The sequence below is a fragment of the Bacteroides sp. 1_1_30 genome (genome assembly GCF_020982715.1).
GTDB classification, from domain to species: Bacteria; Bacteroidota; Bacteroidia; order Bacteroidales; family Bacteroidaceae; genus Bacteroides; species Bacteroides xylanisolvens.
The window spans coordinates 1-2494 of sequence record NZ_JAJKHN010000184.1 but is presented as its reverse complement, the minus strand read 5'-3'; the positions used below and the strand labels follow the sequence as shown (position 1 = coordinate 2494).

Annotated in this window: 1 protein-coding gene; it reads right to left on the bottom strand. The window is 42.1% G+C overall.

Annotation, left to right across the window (positions count from 1 at the left end):
- Positions 1-109 precede the first annotated feature (109 nt).
- Complete coding sequence (locus LPH68_RS25985; RefSeq protein WP_004318718.1) at positions 110-1921, bottom strand: reverse transcriptase/maturase family protein; 1812 nt, start codon at positions 1919-1921, stop codon at positions 110-112.
- Between the last annotated feature and the right edge of the window lie 573 nt (positions 1922-2494).

Sequence of the window (2494 nt, the reverse complement as noted above, 5' to 3'; positions counted from 1 at the left end):
TTGTGTAGGCTAAGCACCCAGCGCCTTATCATATTTCTATGGTAGGTTTCCAAATGCTCGCCCCCGAACCGGACTTACACCTCTCAGCGTATCCGGCTCTCCACTAATTTCAGTCTATCTTTCCGTCATGTATCTTCTTGTGACAACTCCTGCACACGGCAATCGTCTTGCGTTTACGGGCAATCATGTGTCGTTCCCAGCTTTCCTTTCCCTGCAAGTTCTTTAGTTTCCTTACATGGTGCATAACAAGGTCGTCTGTCGCTCCACATAATTCACACTCACGGGCTTTCAGCCTTTCAACAAGGCTTGTCCGCCCCGCAGTATAAATTGTTCGTGGCATAATGTCACATTCCGATTTATAGGTGGGCTTCTTTCGTTTGAAGCCACCGTCGTAAAAGTATCTTTCCTTTACACCAGTTTTAGTCATGTGCGTTACGATAAACCTACCGTTCTTACGATATTTCTTGTTTACCTTACGTGTTCGGCACTTATATTTGCCTGCAAACGTTTTGTACATGCTGTATTCCATGATGTACTTGAAATTATTCAAGGCATGGGCGCAGTTGTTGGCTATGGAGTAGTAATTATAGAACCCCACGATTTCCCGATTATAACTATCAAGGATTTCAAGGTCGTCATTGAATATCAGTCCCGATTTACATTTCGGTTTCCATATTTCCTTTCCGTTACGGTTTGTCAGTTCCAAGACTCCCCAATCGAAAAGTTTTTTACGGACTGTTTCCGTACTGACATTCAAGCAGACCCTTTTACCATAGGTTCTTCTCAATCTACCCCGTTTATCCCGTCTTTGGTCATTGGACTTTCTTACAGTGATTTCATATCCGAGAAACTTGGCCGGTCTTTCCGTGTGAGTGACAAGTGTCTTTTCATCGGACAGCTCCAATGCCAGTCTGTCAGCAAGGAAGTTTTTAATATCTTCTTTTATCTGTTGCGCATCCTGCTTGCTTCCGATAATTCCCACAAGAAAATCATCTGCATATCTTGCATATTTCATTCTTCTGTAATCGGCATCCATTTCTTCGCCGTTGGGATATTTAGCCCGTCCTTGTTCTATTGCTTTCAGTTCAAGGATTAGCTTTGTCCTTTGCCTTTCGTCTTTTACGAACTTCAATCTTCGCACAATACGTTTTCTTGCATTGCCAAAGTCCATACTTTCTCTACTGAATTTTCGTTTCTTCCCTTTGTCGAATTTGGCTGTGTATTCCTTTATATACTTATCCAGCTTGTCAAGGTATATATTAGCCAATATCGGGCTGATGATACCCCCTTGCGGTGTGCCACTGTAAGTATTGTGGAATTGCCAGTCTTCGATATATCCCGCTTTCATAAACTTGCGTATCAATCGGATGAAGCGTTCATCCGCAATACGCTCCAAGAGAATGTTTATCAATACATCATGGTTTATATTATCAAAGAAGCCTTTTATGTCTCCCTCCACAAACCATTTTGCACCATTAAACTCCTTTTGGATATGAGTTAATGCAGTATGACAGCTTCGATTGGGACGGAAACCATGCGAGGTGTATTCAAAATTTCCCTCGTATATGGCTTCCAGTACCATTCTTACTACTTCTTGTATCAACTTGTCATTGAAAGTCGGCACGCCAAGAGGTCTTTTCTTACCGTTTTTCTTCGGTATGTACACCCTCTTTGACGGTTGGGGCTGGTACGTTTCATCTTTTAACGTATCAATCAACTTTTCAATTCGTTTCAGGCTCATGTTGTCAATGGTCTGACCGTCTGAACCTTTAGTCATGTTACCCTCTTTAGCGTAGATACGCTGATAGGCAACGTAGAACATTTCCTCATTGAACAAAATTCTGTAAAGACGTTCAAACTTATAGCTTGCATCCTTACTGTGTTCTGATAGACTGTTTAATACTCTTTCTGGACTTCTCATAATGTCTCTCACATTTTCCGTTAATTGTATTAATAATTAGCTGCTTCCCTTCGCCATGTACAAGGCGTTACCTTGCTCAAACTACTATGGAAGCTCCGTTACCACTCCGAATTTTCATAGGTCGAACCTAATAGCCTTTCGGCACTTCGGGATAGGTAATCCCCGTTTATTACATCGTAACTGTTGGCATGATAGATTGTCGGATACGACTTCCGTCCTTTACTCGCTTACTGCGGTTGTGTCGTGATAAGTTCTTGCTACCTTCATTCCTATACACTGAAGTAGTATCACGATATGGCGATTGATAGTTACCTTACGCCATAGCCTCAAGGGGGACCATTCGGACTATCGTTCAATCAATTCGGACTTTATCCTCATATCTATCTTTTCATCTCGCCATTCAGTCGCAGTTTGGTAACTAACTGACTTATGACTTTTCCGACATGCTACACTCCCTGCTCGGTTAAGTTTTCCCGAAACAGATAAGTCGGCTGATGATAGGTCATTTTCAAAGAACACTTTCCTAATCTCTTGCCAAAGAGATATTTACGATGCAACCTTTACGGGCGCACA